We start from the raw sequence: 19,605 nt of genomic DNA, 5'->3' as shown, positions 1-19,605 counted from the left end.
TCGTCAGCCGAACACGTCCTGCAGGACGCCGTGCTGCACGACGACGGTTTCATCGAGGATGATGGTGGTGTTCATCACGGGGATGTCGAAATGTCCGGCCGTGAAGCGCCCGGCGAACTCGTTGGCGCCGGTCGAGAACAGGAAATTCCCGGGCACAGCACGCAGCTCCGTCCCGTTGGTGTCCCGCTGATCATACATGGTCAAGGCCTCATAGCGGGCGCCGGGGTTCATGCCCCAGCCCACATGCGAGACCGCATAGGCCTCGCGATCGCCCCAGGCTTCGAGATAGCGACGCATCAGGGCAACGTCGGTGCCATCGCCGGCAATGTCGGTGATGTAGTCATCCGCGAGCGTCAGGCGGATCGGTGATTCCAGATAGCGTTTGAAAGTCAGGTTGATATCGCCACGGTCGAGCACCAGCGTTCCATTCACGGTGCCCTTGGCCGGGAAGCTCACGACGATGCCGCCGGGCCAATGAGCCAACGTGCCGGGCTTCTCCGTCCAGCCCCAAATGCCGACGGTCGATGCGCCCGTCATGTCGATGGTGAGGTTGGTGCCCGCGGTCGACGTCACCGTCATGCGGTGGCTGGCGCGCGCCATACGCGCGGCATTGCGGACCCGCTGCTCGAGGACGGGATCCGGGCGCATGCGCTCCAGGGCTTCCGGATGCTCATTGGAAATGGACAGGATGCGCGCTCCTGATTTCAGGATCGCCGGCGTTTCCGGCGCATGCATCGGCCCCTCGATCGTGCAGTCGACGATGAAGCCCGCCTGCGACAGCGCCGTGATAACCGGTTCCAGCCCTCCGATCGCCGTGCTGGCGCCGGTGGACCGTACTGGTACGGGATGAGGATTGCGCGGTGTTGGCAGCACGATGTGGAAGGGGCGGGCGCCGAGGCGCAGAAGCGCAAGCTCGGCAAGATGCACGTTCAACGGGCGTGACTGGGTCTCGGACAGGATGGCGGCCGTCTCTCCGGGCTTGACCCCGCAACGCCCTATCACCTCCGTGAAGGCGTCGATCCACTTTCCCTCGATACGATCCGCAAGCATCGGCAATCCCTTGGTGTAAGATGCACTTCGTTTCGGCGAATGCATCGATCATTTTCTTTGAGTGATCCGCCAGTTCCGTCGCAAATTATCGCCATGACCAAGCTCGTGCTTTGGATCATGGTCCAAATGCCACCTCACCTGGGCCTCGATCGCGTCAGCGGCGATGGTCCGGCCAAGACGAGCAGCGCGAGACGATGGACAAGCCCCTATGCGCAGGCCATGCTTGGATAAAGACTATATGAAAAGGAATAGGCCGTACAGAAGGGCCGCTGGATAGGACGCATGCAGGACGCAACGGACGAGATCACGATCGCATCGCCTTCCGCGGAGAACCCGTCCGACAGCTTCGCTGCGACCTATCTGTCCTATCTCCTTGCCCGCGCGAGCCATCTTGTTGCGAGCGGCTTTCACCAGAAGCTCAAGACCTGGAAACTATCGGTGCCCGAATATCGGGTTCTGGCCTGCCTCACGGGTGCCGAGGGCCTCGGGGTCAGCGATCTTGCGGCCATGGCCATCATGGGCCAGTCGCGCATGACCAAGATTCTCGATCGCATGGAGCGCCAGGGACTTGTCGAGCGGCGTGCCGACACGCGCGACAGACGCCGCGTCCTCATCCATCTCACCGCGGATGGACGGGCGCGAGCGGTGCCGATGCTGAAGGCGGCCAAGGAGCATGAGACCGCCATGCTGGCACCGCTGACGCCGGAGGAGCGCGCCATGATCCTCAAGGCGCTCGATCTCCTGATCCGCGAGTGCGCCGAGCGTACACGGCGATAGCGACTATTTCTCCTCGGGAAATCCGCGCAGGAGATGGCGCCGCAGGGCGTTGAAAGCCGCATTGAGGAGGAGGCCGAGGATCGAGATCGCGATCAGCGGCACGAACATGTCGACCGTCTGGAAATTGCGCGCCGCGCGCATCAGGAGATGGCCGAGGCCGTCCGTCGAGGTGATCATCTCCGCGAGGAAAACCACGATGCACGAGATGACAAGGCCGATGCGACAGCCTGTCAGCACCGAGGGAAGGGCTGCGGGCAAGACCACGGTGAACAAGGTGCGCAGTTGCGACACCCCGGCTGCACGGGCCGACCATGCAAGCTTAGGCTCCACGGCTGACGTGCCCTGATACGTGGCGAGCAGGATGGGAAAGAGCGCGTCGGCGATCACCAGGGCGATCTTCGAGGCATCGTCATAACCGAGCGTCAGCGTGAAGGCGGGGTACAGCGCGATTTTCGGCACGGGCGCGAGCACTCGCACGAGCGGCAGCAGGAAGCTTGCGAACAGCTTACTGCCGGTCGCCAGGACCCCGGCGGCGATGCCGATGATCGCCGCCACGGCGAATCCCACGAAGAGCCGGTAAAGCGTCACGCCGACATTCTGCAGGAAACTCGCGTCACCTAGCTGTTGGAAAAACCGCGTGAAGACCGCCACCGGCGAGGGCAGCAGCGCTGGCGGAGCGATGCCGGAGGCGTGGATGGCCTGCCAGAGGACGAGAAGCCCGACGATGGGGAGCGCGCCGAGCACTCCGACGACAGCCTGCGAAGAACGCGCGTTCATGTGGAGCCCACGACAATGGATTGCGCGGGTTCCGCCCAGCCGACAAGCCAGCCGCGCAGCCTCTCGAACAGCGCATCAAGGATGAAGCCGAGTGCGCCGATGATGACGATCATCGCATAGACCGTGTCGTAGATGCCCATCTCGAGTGATTGAAAGACAAGATTGCCAATGCCGGTCTGGCGCGCGATCATCTCACTCGTCACCATGGTGATCAGCCCCAGCACGAGCGCTGTGCGGCAGCCCACGAGGATTTCCGGCAAGGCGGCGGGCAGGACGATGCGGGCAAGCCGCGCGGTCGGTTGCATGCCCATGGCCGCGGCCGACCAGAGAAGCTTCTCCTCCACGGCCCGGCTGCCCTGATAGCTGTGGTAGATCAGCGGCAGGGTGACGCCGAGGAAAATGACGAGGATCTTCGAGGCATCACCAACGCCCAGCCACAGCATGACGATGGGCATCAAGGCCGCCTTAGGCACGGGGTAAATGACCGAGAGGAGCGGATTGAAAAAGGCGGCCGCCAGACGGCTGCGGCCCATCCAGAGGCCGACAGGGATGGCGAAGACGAGCGCCAGCGCGATGCCGATGGCCATGCGCCGCAGGGAATCAGCGATATCGAAGAGCGATTGCGGGTCGGTGAGGATGACAGGCACCTGCCACAGCGCCACCGAGGGGGGTGGCAGGCCGTCGAGGCCGAAGTAGAGCGACAGGAGCTCCCAGATGGCAAGGATGCCCGCGCAAGCAATGAGCGGGGCCAGTGCGGGCATGGAAGTCACCCGCCCCATCACGCGTGGTCCCCGGTCTGGGCGTCCATCATCCGCTCGATGCTGACGACATAGTCCTGGTAGCGCCGGTCGAGGAGGAGCGAAGCGCGATCGCGCGGGCGCGGCAGGTCGATGTCGATGATATCCTGGATGCGGCCCGGCGAGCGCGACATCATCACCACGCGGTCGGACAGGAACACCGCCTCCTCGACGCTGTGGGTGACGAACAGCACGGTCTTGCGATCCTCGTCCCAGATCTTCAGTAGATCGTTCTGCAACCGCGTGCGCGTTTGCGCATCGAGTGCGCCGAAAGGCTCGTCCATGAGAAGAATATTGGGCTTGTAGGCGAGCGTGCGGGCGATCGCGACGCGCTGCTTCATGCCGCCCGACAGTTCCTTCGGGTAGAAGTTCTCATACCCGGAGAGGCTGACCATGGCGAGCAATTCCCGCGCGCGCGCCACGGCCTCCGCTTTCGGCACTCCGCGCTGGTCAAGCCCGTAGGTCACATTGCCGAGCACAGTCTTCCACGGGAAGAGCGCGAATTCCTGGAAGACGGGTCCCCGGTCCGGCCCCGGCCCTTCGACAGGGCGGTCGTTGACCAGCACCTGCCCCGCAGACGGCTGCACGAAGCCGCCAACGATGTACAACAACGTCGACTTCCCGCAGCCGGAAGGCCCTAGTATCGAAACGAATTCGCCACGTGCGACGGAGAGGGTTATCTCGCTCAAGGCAAGATGGCGCCTGTCGCGCCGCGTGTCGAAGAATTTCGACACGCTCTCGATGGAGATCATCGAGGGTTGAGGCAACGCGTTCCGCTCCCCGGTCGCGATCCGTTGTTGCATCAGTTCTGCATGGCTCATGGCTTGAGTGGCGCGAAAATCTTGGCGTGCTTGAAGTCCTTTACGTCAAGCTGTTTCGGCAGCATGCCGACATCATAGTAAAGCTTGAACATGGCCTGGATGCCATCGTAGTTGGCAGCCGCACCGGGATCACGCGCGAAATCCGCCGAACCCAATGGCGCATCATTGGATGCGCGCGCCTTGAAGTAGAATGGATCAAAGACCTGTACAGGCGCTTTGAAGATCTCCGTGACGATTTTCAAGGTCTCATCACGGTTGGCGAGCGCCTTGCCCATGCCCGCGGTCAGATCCTCGACATAGAGCGCCGCAAGTTCGGGGTTCTTATCTACGAAGGTCTTGCTGCAGGCCTCGAGGATATGGACAATGTCGGGAATTTCCTCGGAAATCGAGAAGACCTTGCGCAGCCCACCCTTCGCCTCCGCACGCGCGGCGAACGGCTGGTTGAGCACGCCGATATCGAGACGGCCGGTTCTGATGGCGTCTTCCTGGGTGGGGAACGCCGCTTCCACGAGCTTGACGTCCTTGTCCGGATCGATCCCGTTCTTCTTCAGCGCGATGGCGAGCGGCCCCCAGATCCCCGTTCCGAGCACATTGAGGCCGATGGTCTTACCCTTGAAGTCCTTCACGGATTTGATGGGGCTGTCTTCTTTTACAGCCCAATACACGGAAAAGCTCCCCGGCGCTTTCTCGCCGACATGCTGGGCGACGATGTAGGTCTGCAGGCCAGCGGAAGCGGCGCCCTGCGCGAGCGACAGGACGCCCTGGGTCGAACAGTCGAGCGCACCGGCTGCCATTGCCTGGACCATCTGCGCAGTGCCCTGGAACTGCACCCACTCGACGTTATACTTCTTGCCGAGATTGGGGAATTCCTGCGGACGCTTCATCATCCAGTATTTCGCGTCCTCGGCCGGAACGGTCCAGCCTACGCGAATCGTCGGAATGGTTTGCGCGCTGGCCGTCGCGAGCCCCGCTGCCGACGCGGCGATGGCGCACGCGAGTGTGATACCTTTGCCGAGCGCCCAGCCGCGCTGCTTCTGCTGAATCCCGATCATGTCGATCCACGCTCCCTTATGTCCCCTCTGCCGGGCGATCATCGCCTCTTTCCGCCAGCTTGCCTATGGGGCGGAACCAGCGACAGTGATTATGCATGAAATTTCATTCTTTTTGAGCTTAAAATGTCGTCGACCCTGCTCTTTCACGCGGCAGAGCGTTACATCGTCCCGTCGCGGTGGCGAGAACCCACGGCCGCGCTGTGAGGAGGTGCGCGAAGTCATTCGAAAGCAAAGGGTTATCACGTGCTTGGGGGCAAGGTACGTTGGGAGTGGCCGGTGAGGTCCGACGGCACGAAAAGCTATCGATGTCGCGAAAGCCTACAGGCGCTGCGACTGCCGGCCACAGCGCGCAGGACGAGGAACTATGAGGGTCGCTCGCGCCGGCACGCCGTGCTGGGGAAATCTGGCTTTGCCGACACCGGTGCTTCGAGGCACCCAGATCGTCGAATACATGTCAGCTTATTACATACCGACTATCAGGGCTCCGCCAGTCAAGCCCGCTCCTGCGGCTGCAAGCAGTACCTTTTCGCCAGGTCGGAATGACTGCCTTGCATGGGCTAGGGAGAGCGACAGCGGGATCGTGGCGGCGGAGGAATTGCCAAAGTCGGCGATAGTTTTGATGGTCCGATCATCGGCAATGCCGAGGGTTTTACAGACGGCTTTGGAGATGCGAGCATTGGCCTGGTGCGGTACGAAGCGGCTGACGTCGGTCGCGGCCAGTCCGGCTGAGGTGAGCGCCTCCTGCGAACAGCGGCTCATTATCCCGACGGCGTGAGCGAAGACCGCTCGACCATCGGCAATAGTCATTTGCGTTTCCGTAGCCTTGATTTGAGCGGTGAAGGGGCAGCTGCTGCCACCCGCCGGGATCTGGATCAGGTCGTATCCGGCGCCATCGGCGAGTACTGACGCGCCAAGGATGCCGCGCTCCGGGCTGTCGCAGGGCGAGAGCACCACGGCTCCGCCTGCGTCGGCGAACAGGACCGCGCTCGCCCGCTCCGCCAGGTTGATACGGCGGCTCAGGATATTGGCGGCGATCACGAGGGCTGGCTTATTATGGAGACGGACGAAGCCGTCAGCGAAGGTCAGCGCATAGATGAACCCGGCACAGGCGCCGGCGAGGTCCACGGCGCCGGCCTTGGCGAGGCCGAGTTTGTGGGCGACAAGAGGTGCGCTCGGTGGCAGCAGATGGTCGGGCGTCGAAGTGGCGAGCAACAGAAGGCCAATCTGGTCGCGGACCACGCCGGATGCTTTCAGCGCCATGTCGCCAGCTCTGGCTGCCAATCCGGACAAAGTATCGTCAGGCTCCGCCCAAAAGCGCGAGCGGATGCCGGTGCGGCCCTCGATCCAACCGGCGCCTAGCCCGAGCATCGCTTCGATCTCGGCGTTCGCGACCTTACGATCGGGCACGAAGTGGCCGAAGCCGGAGATCCGTGTGCCGAAGCTCATCGGCCGCACGCTAATTCGGCGGCCTCATCGATGGCGTTATAGAGGCGGTCGAGTTCGGCAGAGGTTACACAGTAGGGTGGCAACACGTAGATGACGTTGGCGAGGGGTCTGAGCAGGAGCCCGCGCTCGAGGAAGAACGCGCGGAGTTTCGGCCCCACCTCGGCGAGATACCCTGGCTTGTCCACGCGTAGATCAAGCGCGGCGATGGTGCCGATTGCGCGTGCATTCTCGAAGCGTGGGTCGTCGTTGAATCGCGCGATGTTTTCGGCTTGCTTGCGCGACAGTGCCGAAACGCGCTTCGCTACCGGCTCATTGCACCAGATCTCGACATTGGCGAGCGCAGCCGCGCAGGCAATCGGGTTCGCTGTGTAGGAACTCGAATGGAAGAGAGTTTTTGCTCGGTCTGTCGAGAAATGCGCTCGGAACACCTGGTCGGTCGCGAGCGTCGCAGCCAGTGGCACCGAACCGCCCGTGAGGCCCTTCGACGTGCAGAGGATATCGGGCGAGATGCCTGCTTGTTCGCAAGCGAACATGGTACCGGTGCGTCCCCAGCCAGTCATGACCTCATCGGCGATCAGCAGAGTGCCGGAGTTCTCGGCAATACGCTTCAGTTCGGTCAGCACCCGGGGCGGGTAAATCCGCATGCCGCCGGCGCCCAGCACGAGTGGCTCGACGATGAGGGCCGCAGCCCGGCCGTCGCGGGTAAGCGCCTCAAAGCGGTCAAGCGACGCCTGCTCGCGACCAGGCGCAGGAAAGGGAATAGTGTCGACCTCGAACAGCAGTGGATCGTAGGCGGCGTTGAAGACACCGCGGGCGCCGACGCTCATGGTTCCAATCGTATCTCCATGGTAGCCGTGCTCCATGACGATGATGCGGTGGCGTATGCCGCCAGTATTGCGGTGGAAGCCGAGTGCCATCTTCAGCGCTACTTCGACACTGGTGGAGCCGCTGTCGGAATAAAACACCCAGTCAAGATCGGCAGGTGCAATCTCGACGAGGGCCGACGCCAGTTTTTCCGCGGGTTCGTGAGTTAGGCCGGCGAAGATCATCTGGTCAAGCGTTTCGGTTGCCGTGCGGATTGCATTAGCGATCTTGGGGTGTCGATGGCCGTGGGTGATGACCCACCACGATGAGATCGCGTCGAGGACGCGCCTTTCGTCGGATGTCACGACATAAGCGCCCTCTGTCTGCCTGATTTTAAGTGGCGCCGGTTCGGTCGCATGCTGCGTGAATGGATGCCAAACCGCAGACCGTTTCATGGTGTGGCGTTCAGAAAGTCGGCGGCATTGAAGTTTGCCCGCATAGTCTGGGCCAACGATTTCGGCGTCAAAGGATCGAGATGTGGTAGGCGGCCGAGCACGCGCGTTCTGCCCATCTCCGCAATGGTGCGCTGCGTATCAATCATCTCATCGCCGATGAAGGCCACACCTAGAAGTGGAACGGAGCGATGCCGCTGGGCTTCGATCGATAGAAGCGTATGATTGATCGTGCCAAGCCCGGTGCGGGCGCAGAGCACAACCGGAGCCCCCCAACGTGCGAAGATGTCGATAAAGAGAGTGCGCCGATCAACCGGCACCATCAACCCGCCGGCGCCTTCGACAATAAGAGGCAGCCGTGTCGTGGGCAGGGCAAGCGCTTCTGCGTCGATGTCCACGTTTTCGAGTTCAGCGGCGCGGTGCGGCGACAGCCGTTCTCTCAGACGCCACGCCTCGGGTAGGATCCGCTCGCTGGGCAGGCCGGCCAGCCGTGCTACGATCTCGCTGTCGATCTCGGCCTCGACGCCCGACTGCACCGGCTTCCAGTATATGCCCCCGAGCAGCGTGGCGAGACCTGCCGCGAAGACAGTCTTGCCAATGCCGGTGTCCGTGCCCGTCACGACGATCTTGACCGTCATCGCGAACATTCCTCAGACAATGCTTCAAACAAAGCAAGAAGATCCGGCTCCTCCACATTGAGAGTCAGCGAGATCCTGAGGCGTGCGGTGCCCTCGGGCACTGTCGGCGGGCGGATGCCGCGCACGTCGAAATTGCGAGCCTGCAGCGCCTCGGCCAGGGCCATCACACGGATGTTGTCGCCGATGATGATTGGCATGATCTGCGATCCGCTTGTTTTAAAGCCGAACGCTTCGGCTTGCTCGCTTGCCGTGATCACCATATTTGCCAGCCGTTCGCGGCGTTCTTGCTCCGCGGCGACGATGTCGAGGGCGGCTGTAGCCGCGACCGCCATGAGCGGCGACGGTGCCGTTGCGTAAATGAAAGGCCGGCAACGGTTGACGAGATAATCGCATAGTACGCGAGGCGCCGTCACGAGCGCGCCGCAGGCGCCTAGTGCTTTGCCGCAGGTATGAAGCACCACGACATTTTCGCGGCCTTCAAGATGATGAGCCAACCCGCGGCCACGAGGGCCGTAAACGCCTGTCGCGTGCGCCTCGTCGATAAAGAGAAATGCCTCACGGCGGTCGGCGATCGCGGCCAGTTCGTCCAGCGGCGCCCGGTCGCCGTCCATACTGTAGAGGCTTTCGGCCACGATCCACGCATGCCCGCGGCCGCCGCTCGCCCGCCAGGTATTGATCGCATCGTCCACTGCGTCAGCATCGCGGTGCGGGACCTTCACGACATCGGCACGGCCGGCGCGCGCGCCTTCATGGGCGCTGGCATGCATCAGCGCGTCGAGCACGACGAGGTCGCCCTTCTGGGGAAGGGTGGTGAGCACGGCGAAGTTGGCCAGATAGCCTCCGCCGAAGAACAGCGCACGCTCGGAGCCGAAGAAACCGGCAGCCTTAGCCTCCAGCGCTTCGTGCTCGTTGGCATTGCCGCGCAGCAGACGCGAACCTGTGGCGCCGGCAGGCGTGCCGTTGGCAACGGCCGTTACAATGGCGGCGGCAATGTGCGCGCTGGTCGCAAGCGCGAGATAATCGTTGGAAGCAAAATCTAGCCCGGTACGGCGGCTCAGCGAGCGCAAGCGGCTTTTGCGGGCCAGGCCACTGAGGCTGACCTCGTAGCGGTCGAGCAGAGATTTCCTGTTCATGGGGCGTCACGCTCCATCGGCTGGATACCGAGGCGCCGGAACAGAGCATGGTCCATGTCTTCCTCGGGGTTTTCGGCGGTCAGGAGCGTCTCACCGACAAAGATCGAATTGGCGCCGGCGAGGAAGCACAGCGCCTGCATCTCGTCGCTCATTGCGGTGCGTCCGGCCGACAGGCGCACATGCGACTTCGGCATCACAATCCGGGCAAGCGCTATGATGCGCACGAAGTCTATCGGCTCGACCGGTTCCGCATCGGCGAGTGGCGTACCTTCGATCGGGATCAACATGTTGATCGGCACGCTGTGGGGATGCTCGGGAAGGTTGGCCAGCACCACCACCATGGCGACGCGGTCGATCTTATCCTCGCCCATCCCGAGGATACCGCCGCAGCAGACTTTGATACCGCTGTCGCGAACATTCGCAAGCGTGTTCAAACGGTCGCGGAAGCTGTGCGAGGTAATAATCTCAGGGTAGTACCGCTCGGAAGTGTCGATGTTGTGGTTGTAGTAGTCGAGCCCGGCCCGCTTCAGGCGTAACGCCTGGTCGAGATCCAGCATCCCGAGTGTCATACAGGTCTCCATGCCAAGTGCTTTCACGCCCTTGACGATGGCCGTGACGACGTCCATGTCCCGCTCTTTGGGATTACGCCAAGCGGCGCCCATGCAGTACCGCGTGGCGCCGCGGTCACGCGCTTTCGCCGCCTCGGTCAGGACCCGCTGCACGTCCATCAACTTGGAGGCGCTGAGGCCGGATTTATGGCGAGCCGACTGGCTGCAATAGGCGCAGTCCTCCGGGCAACCGCCGGTCTTGATCGAAAGCAGCCGAGACAATTGTACCCTGTTTGGATCGAAGTTTGCCCGATGAGTGACCTGTGCGCGGAAGATCAGGTCGTTGAAGGGCATTTCGTAGATCGCTAGCGCGTCCTCGAGACTCCATAGAGGCCTTACCCCGTCGAGCGGCGCGGTGGCCGCGCGCAGATGCAAATTGGCGTTCATGGGCTCTCCATAGGAAAGGTTTCCCTCGATGTCAGTTTGGGCAAATTCTCCCCGCGGGTGAGATTGCCGGCCAACAATGCGGCAGGGGTCGCGCTGGTCTTGCGGGGTGGCTTATGCCGTCATTGTGAAAACAATCTATAAAAACGAATCTCTATCGCTAAAATCATATTCGCTAGTGCAGGCATGACAATGGGGTTAGGCCGAAGCTACCTCGGTTTGACAAAGAATGCTGCGTTAAGAGCACCTGATGCGAGTGGACCCTCGCATTCTGGCCGCTTGCCGGAGAATTGGGCCAGAAGGCGGTCTCGCCTTTTCGTCGCCATCACGTTTATAGATAATTCTAAGGGTGCGTGCCTTCGAATGGTGAGATCCTCGGCCATGATCGTGGCTGCTAGCAGGCGCTTGCTAAGCCTCATCCCGACTGAAAAATGCTGCTATCCAATGTACTTGAGGGGACCCCGCGTGATTGAAAGCGGGGTTAGTAGGGACGCCATCACAACGTCTTGTTTCCGGTCGGGCGATTCTGTCGCTGACTGCGTCTCCGGGCGGGAAACCTGACGCGGATTAAGAGCGCCCACCCAAGGCCTGGGCTATCGCCTTGCGCATCAGCTTGCAGGTCTCGGAAATGCGATCCTCCGGCAGGCGCGAGGCAAGGCTCGCGGTTGTGACAGCCATCGGCAGTGAATTGCCATGGTGGACAACCCCGATAGCCACGCCGCGCACCTCAGCCAGTATTTCTCCGGGATCGAAGGCATAGCCGTTGCAGCGGGCTGACTTGACTTGCCCATTTAAGGTTTCGAGCGTGCGGGTTGCACTAAGGCGCAACCGGGGGGCATTGCGCGCTAGGATGGCCTCGGCTTCGCTCTCGCCGAGGCCTGCCAGGATGGCGATGCTTCCTGGCCCTAAGCCCAGGGGCACGCGGCCGCCGATGCCAGACGAGAGTGTAGGCAGCAGGAAGGCGCCGAAATTCGCCTCCACGCAAAGCGCCTCATCACCCGCCCGCACGAATAGAAAGGCGGCCGCCTCGGTTCCCGCCGATATCTCCCCAAGGCAGGTGCGCCAGCGCTCCCCGTGGAGGTCGGCTGCGATATCGACACGTGCAAGCGCGCTAATGGCGGGCCCGAGCCGGTAGTTGCGAGAATAGGGCGGGCGCTCGGCGAAGGCCTGCTGAACCAGAGTATTGAGCAGGCGGTGAGCCGTTGGCTTGCTGATGCCGGCGCGCTCCGCCGCGTCTCCGAGGCCAAGACCATCGTGACCACCCTCAGCGAGATGGGACAGCAGGATCAGCGCTTTTTCGACTGTTTCGGAAATCGTCTTGTCAGCCATAGTTTCCGATAGTCGGAATACTTATAACTGTCAAGTTCTGACATACGAAATCGTCTTGACGCGTTCGGCCCCCTCTGGTCTCTTTTGGGAAATTCCAGAGAGGAAAGACGAATTGAGCATTGCCTTGATCACGGGTGCGTCCCGTGGGATTGGCCGCGCTATCGCACTCGAATTGCATCGGCACGGCTTTTCCATCGCCCTCGCTGTCCGCGACCCCTCCCGTATCCCCGACGAACTTGTCGGCGAGAACACCGCCGTCTTCGCCTATGACGCTGAAAGGGGTGAGGAAAAAGCCCTTGTTGAGGCCGTCGCCGCGCGTTTCGGCGGCCTCGATGTCCTCGTGCTCAACGCGGGAATCCTTGGCCATGTGGGCCTCGAGGCTGAGGATGAGGCTGCCGAGGACGCCATGCTCGACGCCCTCCTCGATATCAATGTGAAGGCTCCATTCCGTCTTGCGCGGGCGGCATTTCCGGTTCTCAAACAGAGCGGTCGCGGACGTGTCGTCACGGTCGCATCGTTGTCGGGCAAGCGTGTGATGGGCCTCAATGTCGGCTACCAGATGTCCAAACATGCGGTGATGGCGCTGAATCACGCCATCCGCCGCGCCGGCTGGGAACATGGTATTCGTGCCGTCGCGCTCTGTCCCGGTTACGTCAGCACCGAGATGACGTCTGATGTTCCCTCGGTGGCGCAAGATGAGATGATCCAGGCGGAGGATCTGGCGCGACTAGTGGGTACTATCGTAGCGCTTCCGAATACTGCGGCAGTTGCCGAGTTATTGGTCAATTGCCGCTACGAACACACGCTTTGATGTGTTGAGGCGGCGTCCGGCGCGGTTGAGGCCCCACGCCTGCGTCGTATCAGCGACAAGCGCGTTGCTCGGCGTGGCGAACGCGAGGTCTTTGCCGGGTTGCGGCCCCGTGGGCGGTCCGCATCCGTTGTGGATTCTATCCGAGGAGAGACAAGGCCATGGTCTGGAGAATTGGCGTCGATTCAGGCGGCACCTTCACGGACGTTTGTATGTTCGAGGACAACAGCGGCGAGGTCGTGGTCTGGAAGGTGTCATCGACGCCGGATGATCCCTCGCGTGGTATTTCCGAGGGTGTTCAGCAAGGAATCGAGAAAATCGGAATTGCGGCGAGCGCTATCGCGTATCTGGGACATGGAACGACTGTAGGGACAAACGCGCTTATACAGCACAAAGGTGTCAAGACGGGCCTCGTGACTACGGAGGGATTCCGCGATCTTCTCGAAATCGGGCGTCAGAAGCGGCCGGACCTCTATGATCTCAATGCCGACAAGCCGGAGGTGCTGGTCGCGCGCTCGCTGCGCCTGGAGGTGCCCGAACGTGTCCGCCACGATGGCCGCATCGAAACGGCGCTCGACGAGACGGCCGTGCGCGAGGCCGCCAAGACGCTGAAGGAGGCCGGGGTCGCCGCCGTCGCTATCTCGTTTCTCTATGGTTTCGTGCGTGCCGAGCATGAGGCGCGTGTTCTCGAGATCCTCAAAGAAGAATTGCCAGACGTATTTCTCTCCGCCGGTCATGAAGTCGCGCCGGAATTTCGCGAATATGAGCGTATGTCGACTGCGGTCGTGAACGCCTATCTAGGTCCGGTCATGGAGAAATACATCCATCGACTGGCGAGCCGGCTCAAGGAGCTCGGACTGAAAGTCGCGCCGCACCTCACGCAATCGAACGGCGGGGTCATCGGTTTCGAGCAGGCGGCGCGCTTGCCCGTGCGCACCGTGCTCTCGGGCCCCTCCACGGGTGTCGTCGCGGCCCAGGCCATCGGTCAGATGACGGGCATGGAGCGCCTCATCACCTTCGACATGGGCGGCACCTCGACGGACGTCGCCCTTCTGCATGACGGCCAGTGTCGCCTCACCAGCGAGGCGATCGTCCATGGCTACCCGATCAAGGCGCCCATGCTCGACATCCACACCGTCGGGGCGGGCGGCGGTTCGATCGCGCATATCGACACGGGTGGACTGCTGAAGGTGGGCCCGCAGAGCTGTGGCGCCTTCCCCGGCCCGGTCTGCTACGACAAGGGCTCGACGGAACCGGCTGTGACGGATGCCAACGTCGTCCTCCAGACCCTCAACCCGACGCATCTGCTCGCCGGCCGCATGGCCATCCGCCAGGATCTCTCCAAGGCCGCGATCGGACTCCTTGCCGAAAAGCTCGGCATGGATGTCATGGCGACGGCGCAGGGCATCATTTCGGTGGTGACGGCGAATATGGCGCGCGCCATCCGCGTCATCTCCGTGCAGCGCGGCCATGATCCGCGGGACTACGCCCTCGCGGCCTTCGGCGGTGCCGGGCCGCTCCATGCCGCGCGGCTGGCGCGCGAGCTCGATATGAAGCGCATTCTGGTTCCGCGCTATCCCGGCATTCTCTGCGCCATGGGGCTCCTGCTGACCGATCTGCGCGCCGACTTCGCGACGACGCGGCTCATGGTCCTGAAAGCCGATATCCTGCCGACGATCGAAGAGGCTTTCGTCGGCCTCCTCAAGGACGCCGACGGGTGGCTTGAGAACGAAGGTATCCTTCCGGCCTCGCGCCGGCTGACGCGCACCGTCGACATGCGCTATCAGGGACAGAACTACGAGCTCTCGATCCCGCTGCCGGACGGCCCGGTCACCAAGGCGACGCTTGATGCGCTGGCCGCCGGCTTCGAGGCCGCCCACAAACGCATGTATGGCTTCATCGCGGAGGGTGAAACCATCCAGCTCGTGACCTTCCGCGTCGAGGCTGCAGGCGTCGTCCGTAAGGCCCGCTTCGAGCCGATGAGCGACCAGGGTACGGATGCATCCTCGGCGCGGGTTGGATCGCGCGAGGTGTGGATGCCTGAGGCGGGCGGCTTCGTGACATGCCCCGTCTATTCCCGTGAGGCCCTCGCCACCGGCAACCGCATCGAGGGGCCGGCCATCGTCGAGCAGATGGACACGACCACCGTCGTGCTTCCCGGCATGTCGGCTCACGTCGATCCTTATCTCAACCTGATCCTGGAAGACGCATGAACCAGTTTGTCGCCCCCCGCCAGCGCGTGGCGGTCGATCCGATCACCGTCGAGGTCATCGGCAGCGCGCTCTCCTCCATCGTGGAAGAGATGGGTGAGGCTCTCGTCCGCGCCAGCTATTCCACCAATATCAAGGAGCGTCGCGACTGCTCGACGGCGCTGTTCACGATCAACGGCGAGACGCTCTGCCAGGCCGAGCACATCCCGATGCATCTCGGCTCCTTCCTGGCCATGATCCCGCTGATCACGAAGCGGTTTCCGGTGGCGGAGATGCAGCCGGGCGATGTCTTCATCGGCAACGATGCTTACGAGGGCGGCGGCACCCATCTGCCGGATATCGTGCTCGCGGAGCCCATCTTCGTCGAGAGGGAGATCGTGGCGTGGGCGATCAATACCGCTCACCATTCCGATTTCGCTGATCGCGGCCACGCCCATATCTACCAGGAGGGCATCCGCATCCCGCCGATCCGGCTTTACAGCGCCGGCGCGTTGCAGAAGGACGTGCAGGATCTCATCCTGCTCAATTGCCAGGTGCCGCGCGAGCGTCTGTCGGACCTGCGCGCCCAGATGGCGGCCAACCGACTCGGCGTGCAGCGCATGCAGGCGTTGTGTGAGAAATACGGCAGGGATATCGTATTGTCCGCTGGCGATGCGCTGATGGACTATGCCGAGCGCAAGATGCGCGCGGGTATCGCGACCATTCCGGACGGGACATATACCTTCGCGGATGTCTACGACAATCCCGAATTCGACGGCGAGGTGCCGCTGTCCATCTCGGTGACTGTTGATGGCGATGCGATGCGCCTCCATTTCGATGCGCCGCCGCAGATGCGCGCCGGCTTCAACATGACCTATACTGCGCTTCTATCTACGGTCTATTACGCCGTGAAGACCGTGGTGGATCCGACCATCCTGCCGAACGCGGGCCTTTCGCGCGCTCTGACGGTGACCGCGCCGGTCGGAACCGTCGTCAATGCCAAGGCGCCGGCCGCGGTGTTCAACCGCATCGGGCCAAGCCAGCGTGTCGTCGATCTCGTGCATGGCGCGCTCGCAAAGGCGGTGCCCGAACGGGTGACGGCTGCCTGCTGCGGCACGGTGATGATGGCCTGTTTCAGCGGCGTGCAGCCCACGAACGGCGATCCTTGGATCTACATCGAGACCATCGGCGGCGGTTTCGGCGCCCGGCCTCACAAGGACGGTCTCGACGGGGTCCACGTCCACATGACGAATACGTCGAACCTGCCGGTGGAGGCGCTGGAGGTGGAATATCCGCTGACCGTGCTGCGCTATGAGCTTGCGGAAGGCTCGGGCGGCGCCGGCCGCCATCGCGGCGGCCTCGGACTGCGCCGCGTCTACCGCGCCGAAGCCGATTGCCGGATCGAGTTCGACACCTCGCGCATCCGCTCGCAGCCCTGGGGCCTCTTCGGCGGCGCCAAGGCCTCCGGCTCGCATCTCGATCTCGGCGAGGGCGCGAAGCCGCTTCTGCTCGGCCAGGGCGAGCTCGATCGCGGGCAGATCGTCACCATCCAGACGCCCGGCGGGGGCGGTTATGGTCCCGCGGCGGAGCGTTCGCGGGAGGCGATCGCCCGCGATGTGGCTGACGGCACGATCACGGCCGAGGCGGCGGAGGCCACCTATGGTTGAGCACGCGGCGCTGAAGGCACGCCGCGACGGGGCGGGCGGTGAGGCTATGCGGATCATCCGCTTGGCCGAGACGGCTCGCCCTGCGGTCAGCTTCACGCTGGACGGTTTGAAGACTGAAGCGCTCGTTGGCGACACGCTGCTCGTCGCGATCCTCGCCGTCGATGGCCGTGTCCGCATGAGCGAGTTCGGTGATGGTCCACGTGCCGGTTTCTGCTGGATGGGCGCATGCCAGGACTGCTGGGTCACCGTGCAGGGCAGGGGGCGCCTGCGCGCCTGCTCCACCCCCGTCGAGGACGGCATGAAGGTGATACGCACATGATAAGGGACAGCGACAAGCCGTGCATCGCCATCGTCGGCGCGGGGCCAGCCGGCACCCGGGCGGCGGAGGTCCTTGTCGCTGCCGGACTACGTCCCGTCGTGATCGACGAAGCGGCCGCCAGCGGTGGGCGTATCTACCAACGTCAGCCCGCGGGTTTTTCCCGCGCACCGGAGGCGCTATACGGCTTCGAGGCGAAGAAAGCGCGGGCGGTGCACGGCGCGTTCGACGCGCTTTCCGGGCGCATCGACTACAGGCCGGGCACGCTTGTCTGGAACATCGGGCAGGGGCAGCTCGACCTCATGCGCGATGGCGACTACGATCGGCTGGCTTATGACCGGTTGATCCTCGCGACAGGCGCGATGGACCGGGTCATCCCGCTGCCCGGCTGGACGTTGCCGGGTATCACGACGCTCGGCGGCGCGCAGGTCGCCCTCAAGGCGCAGGGCGTCGGCATCGGGCGGCGGGTCGCCTTCGTCGGCACCGGGCCGCTGCTTTTCCTCGTCGCCTATCAATACGCCAAGGCTGGCGCCGGCGTCGCTCTTGTGCTCGATACCGCGACCTTCGGGGACAAGGCCTCCGCGACGCTCGGCCTCCTGAATGAGCCGAAAACCTTCGCCAAGGGGCTCTATTACTACGGCTGGCTGAAGAGCCACGGCGTCCGCGTCGTCGAGGGCGCCACGCCGCGCGGCATCAACGGAGAGGACGGGGTCGCCGCTCTCGCCTGGCGCGATGCCAAAGGAGGGGAGCAGGAAACCGCCTGTGACGCTGTTGCCGTCGGTTGGGGGCTCAAGCCGGAGACCCAGCTCGCGGATCTCGCCGGTGTGCCCTTTGCCTACAGCGAACGCCAGCGCGGCTGGCTGCCCCAGGTGGATGCGACGGGGCGCACACCGCTCGAGGGGGTCTACATGGCCGGCGACGGCGTCCGTATCGGCGGCGCCGATGCGGCGGAACTGGCCGGCGCGCGTGCCGGCTGGTCCCTGCTGGAGGACATCGGGCTCGCCGTAAACAGGACGGCGATCGCGCGGATCGACCGCGACCTCGCGCGCGAGGACCGTTTCCGCCGGGCGGTGGAGAAGGCTGGTCCGTTCCCGGTGGATCTCGCGGCCGGCGTCGCCGATGAGACCGTGCTGTGTCGTTGCGAGAGAATTACCGCCGGAGAGCTGCGCGCGACCGCCCGCGAGGAAGTCCGGCTGGCCGCGCCCGAGGTCAACCGCGCCAAGGCCTTCACGCGTGTCGGCATGGGCCGCTGCCAGGGACGGGTCTGCGGTCCCGCGGGCGCGGAGGTTCTGGCGGCGGCGCTCGGCTGCCCCTTACCGGAAGTGGGGCGCTTGCGCGGTCAATCGCCGGTCAAACCCGTACCCATACGCGCTGATGCAGATGTGGTGCTCAAGGCGAGGGCATCATGAGCGTCCTGTCCTCCCCCCAGGATGCCGATGTGCTGATCGTCGGCGGCGGTGGTGCCGGCACCTCGGCGGCGCTGCATCTGGCGCTGCGCGGGACCAAGGTTATCCTGCTCGAGCGCGGCCAGATCGGCAGCCAGGCCTCCGGCGTGAACTACGGCGGCGTCCGCCAGCAAGGGCGGCATCCGGCGGAACTGCCGATAGCCCGGCGCTCCCGCGAGATCTGGGGGCGGCTGCCGGAGCTCATCGGCAGTGATGCGGAATTCGAGAACACGGGCCACCTCAAAGTCGCCCGGAACGCCGATGAGGAGGCGGACCTCGTCGCCTATCTCGATGTGGCACGGGAGCATGGGCTGCCGCTTCATTTCATGGGCAACAACGAGGTCCACGAGACCTATCCGTTTCTTGGGCCGACGATCGTCGCGGGCTCCTTCGCGCCCGAGGATGGCGTGGCCAATCCGCGTCTGCTCGCGCCGGGTATCGCCCATGCGGCGCGTGCCGCCGGGGCCATCATTCGCGAGTTCATGAACGTCGACCGTATCCAGCATGACGGTGCGGGCTTCATGGCCGAGGCCGGCGGCGAAACCTTCCGCGCGCCCGTGATGATCAATACGGCAGGTTTTTGGGGCGGGGCGATCGCGGAGCGCTTCGGCGAGCCCGTGCCGGTTGCGCCCTTCAATCCGAACATGATGGTTTCGGAGCCGATGCCTTATTTCATCGTGCCCAATCTGGGTGTGGTCGGCGGCAACGTCTACCTCCGCCAGACACGACGCGGCAACATCGTCTTTGGCGGCGGCTTCGGCATCAGCGATCCATCGGTACCATGGTCGCGGCCCCTGCCCGAGGTCAGCCGCGAGATCATGGGATTGGCGATCGAGCTCGTGCCAGCGCTGGCCTCCGCCACGGTCATCCGTTCGTGGACAGGGATCGATGGCGAGATGCCCGACCATATCCCCGTCATCGGGCCGAGCCGGACGATACCCAACCTGTTCCACGCCTTCGGTTTTTCGGGACATGGGTTTCAGCTCGGTCCCGCCATCGGATCGATCCTCGCCGAGCTCGTCATCGACGGGCAGACCGAAATTCCCCTGGAAGCGTTCCGTATCGATCGTTTTGCCGACGCCGCCGAGGCGGTTCAGTGACAATGAGGAGAG

The 19,605-nt window shown here is 63.6% G+C and carries 18 protein-coding genes; 7 read left to right on the top strand and 11 right to left on the bottom strand.

Going from position 1 to position 19,605, the window contains the following annotated elements:
* Positions 1-3 precede the first annotated feature (3 nt).
* Positions 4-1,050, bottom strand: a complete 1,047-nt coding sequence (locus KIO76_RS20230; RefSeq protein WP_213325406.1) for a 2,5-dihydroxypyridine 5,6-dioxygenase NicX family protein — start codon at positions 1,048-1,050, stop codon at positions 4-6.
* A 282-nt stretch (positions 1,051-1,332) separates the two neighbouring features.
* Here KIO76_RS20230 and KIO76_RS20225 point away from each other — a divergent pair, with 282 nt between their 5' ends.
* The gene (locus KIO76_RS20225; RefSeq protein ID WP_213325405.1) at positions 1,333-1,827 is read left to right on the top strand and encodes a MarR family winged helix-turn-helix transcriptional regulator; all 495 of its coding nucleotides are present in this window, start codon (positions 1,333-1,335) and stop codon (positions 1,825-1,827) included.
* Between the two features lie 3 nt (positions 1,828-1,830).
* Here KIO76_RS20225 and KIO76_RS20220 read toward each other — a convergent pair whose 3' ends face one another.
* From KIO76_RS20220 to KIO76_RS20175, 10 genes are all read right to left on the bottom strand, one after another.
* The gene (locus tag KIO76_RS20220; protein WP_213325404.1) at positions 1,831-2,604 is read right to left on the bottom strand and encodes an ABC transporter permease; all 774 of its coding nucleotides are present in this window, start codon (positions 2,602-2,604) and stop codon (positions 1,831-1,833) included.
* A complete protein-coding gene (locus KIO76_RS20215; protein WP_249729983.1) occupies positions 2,601-3,365 on the bottom strand; it encodes an ABC transporter permease in 765 nt (254 codons plus the stop codon). The genes KIO76_RS20220 and KIO76_RS20215 overlap by 4 nt, the downstream gene beginning before the upstream one ends.
* Before the next feature lie 17 nt (positions 3,366-3,382).
* Positions 3,383-4,204 (bottom strand): ABC transporter ATP-binding protein, encoded by an 822-nt coding sequence (locus KIO76_RS20210; protein WP_249729982.1) that lies wholly within the window; start codon positions 4,202-4,204, stop codon positions 3,383-3,385.
* 14 nt (positions 4,205-4,218) lie between these two features.
* Positions 4,219-5,274, bottom strand: coding sequence for an ABC transporter substrate-binding protein (locus KIO76_RS20205; protein WP_213325401.1), 1,056 nt, complete (start codon positions 5,272-5,274; stop codon positions 4,219-4,221).
* A 462-nt stretch (positions 5,275-5,736) separates the two neighbouring features.
* The gene (gene bioZ, locus KIO76_RS20200; protein WP_213325400.1) at positions 5,737-6,720 is read right to left on the bottom strand and encodes a 3-oxopimeloyl-[acyl-carrier-protein] synthase BioZ; all 984 of its coding nucleotides are present in this window, start codon (positions 6,718-6,720) and stop codon (positions 5,737-5,739) included.
* Positions 6,717-7,979, bottom strand: a complete 1,263-nt coding sequence (locus tag KIO76_RS20195; protein WP_213325399.1) for an adenosylmethionine--8-amino-7-oxononanoate transaminase — start codon at positions 7,977-7,979, stop codon at positions 6,717-6,719. The genes bioZ and KIO76_RS20195 overlap by 4 nt, the downstream gene beginning before the upstream one ends.
* Complete coding sequence (gene bioD / locus KIO76_RS20190; RefSeq protein WP_213325398.1) at positions 7,976-8,614, bottom strand: dethiobiotin synthase; 639 nt, start codon at positions 8,612-8,614, stop codon at positions 7,976-7,978. The genes KIO76_RS20195 and bioD overlap by 4 nt, the downstream gene beginning before the upstream one ends.
* Entirely contained in the window at positions 8,611-9,747 is a 1,137-nt protein-coding gene (locus KIO76_RS20185) for an 8-amino-7-oxononanoate synthase (RefSeq protein WP_213325397.1), read from the bottom strand. The genes bioD and KIO76_RS20185 overlap by 4 nt, the downstream gene beginning before the upstream one ends.
* On the bottom strand, positions 9,744-10,742 hold the full coding sequence (gene bioB, locus KIO76_RS20180) for a biotin synthase BioB (protein WP_213325396.1): 999 nt from the start codon (positions 10,740-10,742) through the stop codon (positions 9,744-9,746). The genes KIO76_RS20185 and bioB overlap by 4 nt, the downstream gene beginning before the upstream one ends.
* A gap of 564 nt (positions 10,743-11,306) precedes the next feature.
* Positions 11,307-12,068 carry an IclR family transcriptional regulator gene (locus KIO76_RS20175; protein WP_213325395.1) on the bottom strand — a complete coding sequence of 254 codons (762 nt, stop codon included), beginning with the start codon at positions 12,066-12,068 and terminating at the stop codon, positions 11,307-11,309.
* Between the two features lie 112 nt (positions 12,069-12,180).
* Between KIO76_RS20175 and KIO76_RS20170 the strand changes: the two genes are divergently transcribed.
* From KIO76_RS20170 to KIO76_RS20145, 6 genes are all read left to right on the top strand, one after another.
* Positions 12,181-12,879 (top strand): SDR family NAD(P)-dependent oxidoreductase, encoded by a 699-nt coding sequence (locus KIO76_RS20170; protein ID WP_249729981.1) that lies wholly within the window; start codon positions 12,181-12,183, stop codon positions 12,877-12,879.
* Between the two features lie 158 nt (positions 12,880-13,037).
* Positions 13,038-15,089, top strand: a complete 2,052-nt coding sequence (locus KIO76_RS20165; RefSeq protein ID WP_213325394.1) for a hydantoinase/oxoprolinase family protein — start codon at positions 13,038-13,040, stop codon at positions 15,087-15,089.
* The gene (locus KIO76_RS20160) at positions 15,086-16,732 is read left to right on the top strand and encodes a hydantoinase B/oxoprolinase family protein (RefSeq protein WP_213325393.1); all 1,647 of its coding nucleotides are present in this window, start codon (positions 15,086-15,088) and stop codon (positions 16,730-16,732) included. The genes KIO76_RS20165 and KIO76_RS20160 overlap by 4 nt, the downstream gene beginning before the upstream one ends.
* Positions 16,725-17,051: a (2Fe-2S)-binding protein gene (locus KIO76_RS20155; protein WP_249729980.1), complete on the top strand. Its 327-nt coding sequence runs from the start codon at positions 16,725-16,727 to the stop codon at positions 17,049-17,051. Before KIO76_RS20160 ends, KIO76_RS20155 begins: the two co-directional genes overlap by 8 nt.
* On the top strand, positions 17,048-18,457 hold the full coding sequence (locus tag KIO76_RS20150) for an FAD/NAD(P)-dependent oxidoreductase (protein WP_213325392.1): 1,410 nt from the start codon (positions 17,048-17,050) through the stop codon (positions 18,455-18,457). Before KIO76_RS20155 ends, KIO76_RS20150 begins: the two co-directional genes overlap by 4 nt.
* Complete coding sequence (locus KIO76_RS20145) at positions 18,454-19,593, top strand: NAD(P)/FAD-dependent oxidoreductase (RefSeq protein WP_213325391.1); 1,140 nt, start codon at positions 18,454-18,456, stop codon at positions 19,591-19,593. Before KIO76_RS20150 ends, KIO76_RS20145 begins: the two co-directional genes overlap by 4 nt.
* Positions 19,594-19,605: the final 12 nt, after the last annotated feature.

The sequence above is a fragment of the Chelatococcus sp. YT9 genome (assembly GCF_018398315.1).
Taxonomy (GTDB): domain Bacteria; phylum Pseudomonadota; class Alphaproteobacteria; order Rhizobiales; family Beijerinckiaceae; genus Chelatococcus.
The sequence above is the reverse complement of the archived record's forward strand: the minus strand, read 5'-3'. Positions and strand labels throughout refer to the sequence as shown.

Bases quoted from the DNA above. Each gene is read 5' to 3' on its own strand.
- KIO76_RS20175 (WP_213325395.1), bottom strand. From the start codon at position 12,068: ATGGCTGACAAGACGATTTCCGAAACAGTCGAAAAAGCGCTGATCCTG.
- KIO76_RS20150 (WP_213325392.1), top strand. From the start codon at position 17,048: ATGATAAGGGACAGCGACAAGCCGTGCATCGCCATCGTCGGCGCGGGG.
- KIO76_RS20225 (WP_213325405.1), top strand. From the start codon at position 1,333: ATGCAGGACGCAACGGACGAGATCACGATCGCATCGCCTTCCGCGGAG.
- KIO76_RS20155 (WP_249729980.1), top strand. From the start codon at position 16,725: ATGGTTGAGCACGCGGCGCTGAAGGCACGCCGCGACGGGGCGGGCGGT.
- KIO76_RS20195 (WP_213325399.1), bottom strand. From the start codon at position 7,979: ATGAAACGGTCTGCGGTTTGGCATCCATTCACGCAGCATGCGACCGAA.
- KIO76_RS20230 (WP_213325406.1), bottom strand. From the start codon at position 1,050: ATGCTTGCGGATCGTATCGAGGGAAAGTGGATCGACGCCTTCACGGAG.
- KIO76_RS20145 (WP_213325391.1), top strand. From the start codon at position 18,454: ATGAGCGTCCTGTCCTCCCCCCAGGATGCCGATGTGCTGATCGTCGGC.
- KIO76_RS20205 (WP_213325401.1), bottom strand. From the start codon at position 5,274: ATGATCGGGATTCAGCAGAAGCAGCGCGGCTGGGCGCTCGGCAAAGGT.
- KIO76_RS20160 (WP_213325393.1), top strand. From the start codon at position 15,086: ATGAACCAGTTTGTCGCCCCCCGCCAGCGCGTGGCGGTCGATCCGATC.
- KIO76_RS20185 (WP_213325397.1), bottom strand. From the start codon at position 9,747: ATGAACAGGAAATCTCTGCTCGACCGCTACGAGGTCAGCCTCAGTGGC.
- bioD (WP_213325398.1), bottom strand. From the start codon at position 8,614: ATGACGGTCAAGATCGTCGTGACGGGCACGGACACCGGCATTGGCAAG.
- bioZ (WP_213325400.1), bottom strand. From the start codon at position 6,720: ATGAGCTTCGGCACACGGATCTCCGGCTTCGGCCACTTCGTGCCCGAT.
- KIO76_RS20165 (WP_213325394.1), top strand. From the start codon at position 13,038: ATGGTCTGGAGAATTGGCGTCGATTCAGGCGGCACCTTCACGGACGTT.
- KIO76_RS20210 (WP_249729982.1), bottom strand. From the start codon at position 4,204: ATGCAACAACGGATCGCGACCGGGGAGCGGAACGCGTTGCCTCAACCC.
- KIO76_RS20220 (WP_213325404.1), bottom strand. From the start codon at position 2,604: ATGAACGCGCGTTCTTCGCAGGCTGTCGTCGGAGTGCTCGGCGCGCTC.
- KIO76_RS20215 (WP_249729983.1), bottom strand. From the start codon at position 3,365: ATGCCCGCACTGGCCCCGCTCATTGCTTGCGCGGGCATCCTTGCCATC.
- bioB (WP_213325396.1), bottom strand. From the start codon at position 10,742: ATGAACGCCAATTTGCATCTGCGCGCGGCCACCGCGCCGCTCGACGGG.